The sequence below is a fragment of the Streptomyces sp. NPDC054847 genome, from assembly GCF_053610925.1.
This window is the reverse complement of the sequence record NZ_JBSGZJ010000496.1, coordinates 1-5,089: the sequence shown is the minus strand read 5'-3', so window position 1 is coordinate 5,089 and position 5,089 is coordinate 1. Positions and strand designations below refer to the sequence as shown.

4 protein-coding genes are annotated in these 5,089 nt (G+C 70.9%); all 4 read right to left on the bottom strand.

Annotated elements, in window-relative coordinates; genetic code table 11:
- Positions 1–46 precede the first annotated feature (46 nt).
- The 4 genes from ACWGH4_RS30920 to ACWGH4_RS30905 all read right to left on the bottom strand — a co-directional run bounded on the left by ACWGH4_RS30920 (position 47) and on the right by ACWGH4_RS30905 (position 5,049).
- Positions 47–766 (bottom strand): SGNH/GDSL hydrolase family protein, encoded by a 720-nt coding sequence (locus ACWGH4_RS30920; RefSeq protein WP_453466725.1) that lies wholly within the window; start codon positions 764–766, stop codon positions 47–49.
- Positions 763–1,230, bottom strand: coding sequence for a cupin domain-containing protein (locus ACWGH4_RS30915; protein WP_453466723.1), 468 nt, complete (start codon positions 1,228–1,230; stop codon positions 763–765). The genes ACWGH4_RS30920 and ACWGH4_RS30915 overlap by 4 nt, the downstream gene beginning before the upstream one ends.
- 83 nt (positions 1,231–1,313) lie before the next feature.
- Positions 1,314–2,141, bottom strand: coding sequence for a helix-turn-helix domain-containing protein (locus ACWGH4_RS30910; RefSeq protein ID WP_453466721.1), 828 nt, complete (start codon positions 2,139–2,141; stop codon positions 1,314–1,316).
- Between the two features lie 631 nt (positions 2,142–2,772).
- Positions 2,773–5,049 carry an FG-GAP repeat domain-containing protein gene (locus ACWGH4_RS30905; protein ID WP_453466719.1) on the bottom strand — a complete coding sequence of 759 codons (2,277 nt, stop codon included), beginning with the start codon at positions 5,047–5,049 and terminating at the stop codon, positions 2,773–2,775.
- Between the last annotated feature and the right edge of the window lie 40 nt (positions 5,050–5,089).

Sequence of the window (5,089 nt, the reverse complement as noted above, 5' to 3'; positions counted from 1 at the left end):
CCGGGTGCGGTGGATGGCATCCAACTGACCGCAGCGCCGGAACCAGCTACGCGCTGCGGGTCAGCAGACCGGTGTCGATGACCTCAGCGACAAGGGCGGCGCCGCGGCTGTTCTGGTGGATGTGGTCGGTCGTGAGCACGAGACCTCGGCGCCGCGAGATCCTGTCGAGGCTGCGACGCAGCACGGCCTGCTGGACGAGGACGCCGACGCCCGCTGCGAGCGTCACCTCCCGGTACGGAATCGGCGGTGGGTCCGCTTGGCGCAGTTCCTCGATCTGGCGTTCGTGGAGCGGAAGGTAGGTCACCTCGTTGCCGGCGGCGACCTCGGCGATCATCCGGCTGGACGCCTGCGATGCCTGCGCCGCCGCACCGTCAAGTTGTTGGCCGAGAACCGGGAGCGACAGCAGACCGATCGTCGCGTCGGTCTCCGCTCGCAGCCGTTCGACTACGGCTCCCAGGCACTGTTGGAACCAGCCGGCTGACGGGCGCTCGGGGAGCTGTTTGCGCTTCATGACCTGCTCGACGGGGTAGCCGGCAAGGCTCGCTCGGGCGTCGTTGCTCCCGATCAGCACGGTGATCACGTCGGGCGGGTCCGCGACGACAGTATCGAGGCGCTGCAAGAGGTTGTAGGCGAAGTCACCGTTGGCGCCGAAGCGGGCAAGCTGCACGTCACCGGGAGGGTGGCGTCGTCCGAGAAGGTCCAGGTAGTCGACGCTGAGCTGCGCGCGGGTGAGGCTGTCGCCGAGGCAGGCGATGCGTGTCGTCACGGCGATTCCGGGCCGGGCGTGCCGACGCGTTCGGTCGGGCGGGTGTCGGTCCGAGGACGGTGTTCGGTGTCGAGGCCGGCGGTGACGGTCAGGATGGACGCCGGCCCCGCCATGTCGACCGCGTGCCATACCCCGGCGGGGTTGATGGTGGCTTCGCCCGGCCCGAGCAGAACGCGGTCGGGCACCCCGTCGACGTCGCGGGTGACCGTCACTGACCCGCTGAGGCAAACGACGAGTTCGTCGCCGGCAGGGTGGTTCTCCCAATGGTCGCCGAGGCCGTCGCCGTCGAAGATCATCACCATCCGGCCCTCGGCGCCGTCCGCCGCGACAGCGGCGCTGTAGGCCTTGAGCACCTCCGGGTCCCAGGCGAAGCCCTCGACGGGTCTCGCTCTTGATCCCAGCCCGAGGTGTACGGGGGCGGTCCGCAGGTCGATGGCGTTGGGTTCGTGGTTGACGAGTCTCATGCTGACGATCGTCACGCGACAGCGATCGGGTGGTCTTGAAGGAATGGGAACAGAAGCCGACGCGACGGGCAGTCGGTTGGCGACTACCCGGCCCCGAGGAGGACTTCGCTGCGACGCCAGGCCGTCGGCGATCGGCCCGTGAACTCGCGCCATTCCCGGACAAGATGGGCCTGGTCGGCGTAGCCGGAGATGGTCGCCACATCGGCCCACGGGGGCGGGTGCTGCGCCGTCGCCAGTTCGTGCGCGTGCTCGAAGCGCAGAACTCGGGCAAGGGTCTTCGGCGACAGGCCCAGTTCACCGCGAAACCGCTCGGTGAGGTGCCGACGGCTCCAGCCGAGTTCCTCGGCGACCGCACCGACCTGGACGCAGCCCCGCGCGGCGACGAGGCGGCGCCAGGCCTCGGCCACCTCGGGGCGCACAGGGTCGCCTCCGGCGCCACGGCCGACAGCTCGGAGGAGCAATTCGTCCAGCGCGGTGAAGCGCGCCGACCATGTCGTGGCCGCTCGGAGCCGGTCGACCAGCTCGACGCCGAGCGCTCCGAGAAGCTCGTCAAGCGGGACCAGTCGGTGGGCGAGCACAGCGGCGGGCATGCCGTAGACGGCCCGAGCCCCGAGCGGTGTCAGCGATACCTGCACACCTTGCTGGCGTCCGTCGTGGTGGATCGCGACGGACCGGCACATCAGACCGCCGGCCACGCTGCTGAATCGGGTGACCGGTGACCCGTCGTCAACGCCCGCCGCCACCTCGATGGGGTCTGACAGGCTGATCACCGCGGTGAGCGCGCGGCTCGGCGGGCCGCAGTGCACCCCCGTCGGGAGGCCGCGGAGGTCGAAACCGACATACGAGTCGACGTACTGCCGCAAGGCGGGCGCCGGACGTGCACCGATCCCGGTGGCCGTGTGGTCCTCCACTCTGCTCAGTGTACGGAGCCGGCGAGCCCGGCAAGTCCGCCCGAGGCGTCAGTATCGGCGGGGTGGCCGTGGCGGCTCGCGGGGCAGATCCCGAAGCCGGGGTTCAGGCAGCGACGTACGATCCGGCCGACTCGGCAATGGCCGGGGTCATCTCCGCCCGGGCCTCGGGGGGGCTGAGACCTGGACGTCGGTGCCGAACTGCAGCGGGTGGCGGACCGCCGGCGTCGCCGCGACCGCGACCCCTGGCTACGGCACCTCGCACCACAGTTCGGCGTGTCAAAAGACCGCAGCCGACCGCATCATCGGCCACCTCGGCCCCCTTGAAGGGCGACGGCGTCCATCACGCGTACATCAAGCACTCATGCCCCCACGGGCGCGTGCCCGGGTCCGGCTTCGAGGTGCGGACAGAGCGGGGCGAGGACGGCCTCGTCCGGACGGGGTCTCGGACACGCGGGGCGACCGGGAGCCGATGCCCGTCCCTCACGGAACCCGGAGAGGGCGGATGCGGGCTGCTGCTCGTATCCGCCCTCACCGGCGGCTGGGCGCCGAGGGCGCCGCGATCGAAGCGACCGTCCGGGCGACCGTGCCGACGTCCCGTCAGAACAGGGTCACCGGATGGAGGCCGATGTCGTCAGAGAACCGAGTTGACGGGCGCCGAATCCCAGAGCAGGTTGCCCGGGGCAGCGGGCTTGAACGGGGCCGCCGTGTCGCCGGTGCCCGCGTAGAACTTGGCGCCCGAGGTTCCGACCGCGTAGAGATCGGCCCGCCCGTCGCGGTCGGCGTCGCCGATGCCGACGAGGTGGGTGAAGACGCCCCAGCCCGCGCCGATCCTCGTGCGCGGGGCGTAAGTGCCGTCGCCCTTGCCCTCGTACAGCCACAGGACACCGGCCTTGTCGCGGGCGACGAGGTCTCCGGCGGAGGTGCCGGTGATGTTGCCGGTGGCGGTGAGCTGGTTGTAGATCCCCCAGCCCCAGCCGATCTTCCTGCGGGGTGCGAACGGCGCGCTCGTGCTGCCCGTGCCCTTGTAGAACCACAGGTCGCCGGCGGCGTCGGTGGCGAGGAGGTCGGACTTCCTGTCGTCGTCGAGGTCGCTGCCGCCGGTTATGTTGTTGTAGATCTGCCAGCCGCCGCCGATCTTCGTACGGCCGGCGAAGTTGCCGTTTCCGTTGCCCTGGTAGAGCCAGAGCACGCCGGCCTTGTCACGGGCGACAAGGTCGCCGGCCGGGCTGCCGGCGATGTTCCCGACGGCCTCCAGCTGGTTGTAGATCTCCCAGCCGCCGCCGACCTTCACCCGACCCGTCGAGTAGGGCTGCGGCGCGGACGCCACCTTGGCCGAGTCGTCGCGCCACAGCACGCCCGCGGCGTCACGGGAGAGCAGGTCCGGTGTGCTGTTGTCCGTGTAGTCGTGCAGGCCGGTCGTACGGGTGACCTTGAAGGTGCCGGTCTGCGCGACGTCCGGACCGATGCCGTTGAGCGGGGAGGCGGTGAAGTCCCAGGCGTAGTCGCCGCTGGGCGCGAACTCCTTCATGCCGTCGGCGTTGGGGAGCATCCCGTCCCAGCGGAAGTCGACGGATCCCTTGTCCTCGTAGGTGGCCGCCTGCGCGAAGTCGTACCGCACGCTACGGCCCGTGCCGACATGACGCACCGTCACGGAGCCCTGGGCGTTGGTCCGGGAGAGCACCCAGCGGAGCAGGGCCTGACCGTTGTTCTTGTCGAGGTCGACGACCGGGGGAAGGGCCGCGGTGTGCAGCGTGAGCACGGTCGGCTCGCCGGTGCTCGCGATGAGCGTGGCGGTGGGCCTGCCGTCGGCCCCGAGTGCGATCCGGTAGACCCCCTCGCCGTGGGCGACCGTACCGCCGCGCACCAGGAGCGCGCCGTCGGCGGTGGGCACGGTGGACGAGGCGTGGTCGAGGAGCTTGACGGTGGATCCGTCGACGACGTTGACGGCACTGAGCGCGAAGCGAGGGGACGCTGCGGTCGCGGTGGCGCCGCCCGGAGCCGCGTACGTGACCCAGTCGCCCAGGACGCCGATGTGCGGTCGGACGGAGTCGCCCAGGTCGGCCGCTTCCACGGCCGGCGTGCTCCCCGAACCGTCGCGGGTGGCGTGCATGAGCTTGGCGTGCGCGGACGTCGGGGCGTCGACCCAGACCCAGCGGTCCCCGGAAAGGGCTGTGTCGGTGTCGTACGCGGACACGCCCACCTCACGCTTCTCGACGACGGAGGCGGTGGCGACGTCCACGACGGCGAGGTAGGAGCGGTCGGTGTCGGCATCAGCCGAGACGTACCGCACGAGCGCCGAGCTGTCCGAAAGGGCCTCGACGCTCTGGACCCTCGAGTTCGGCGTGAGGCCGGTCACCTGCCGGTCGCTGCCCGCCTGGTTCCCCTCGCCGATCAGACGGAGCTGGCCCACCTTGCTCTGGCTGTCCCAGGACGAGAAGACGAGAGTCCTGCCGACCACGCCCTTCCAGTAGAGCCGGGTGTCGGTCTGGTTGACGACCGCGGGGTCGCTGCCCGGCGATGACATGTCATGGAGCAGGTACCGGGTCGTGCCGTCCTCCTTGGCGACGACGGTGTCGGAACCGCCGCCGCGGTACCCGCTGTACCACTCCGGGAGGCTTGTGGTGGTGCCGTCGACGGTGCTGGTCCAGCGGTAGTACGTGTGGTCCCATCGACGCTCCACCGACAGAAACCCGGTCGGGCCGACGCTGAGGATCTGGTCGGTGCGAGGGATGGAGATGACGCCGTCGACGGTCGCCTGCGCGTCGGCGGGTCCGGCGTCCGCGGCGACGGCAGCGGTGGGCGTCGCGGCGATCGCGGGCGCCGTCGCGAGGCTCGCACCGACGGTCGCGGCCAGAACGGTGGTGACGGCCGCGGCGAGCTGATGGCGGGCGGGACGAACATGGATCAAAGCGGGTTCCTCTCAAGCGACCGGGCGCGCACCCTGGGGC

Coding starts and splice junctions, on each gene's coding strand:
- ACWGH4_RS30915 (WP_453466723.1), bottom strand. CDS start 1,230: ATGAGACTCGTCAACCACGAACCCAACGCCATCGACCTGCGGACCGCC.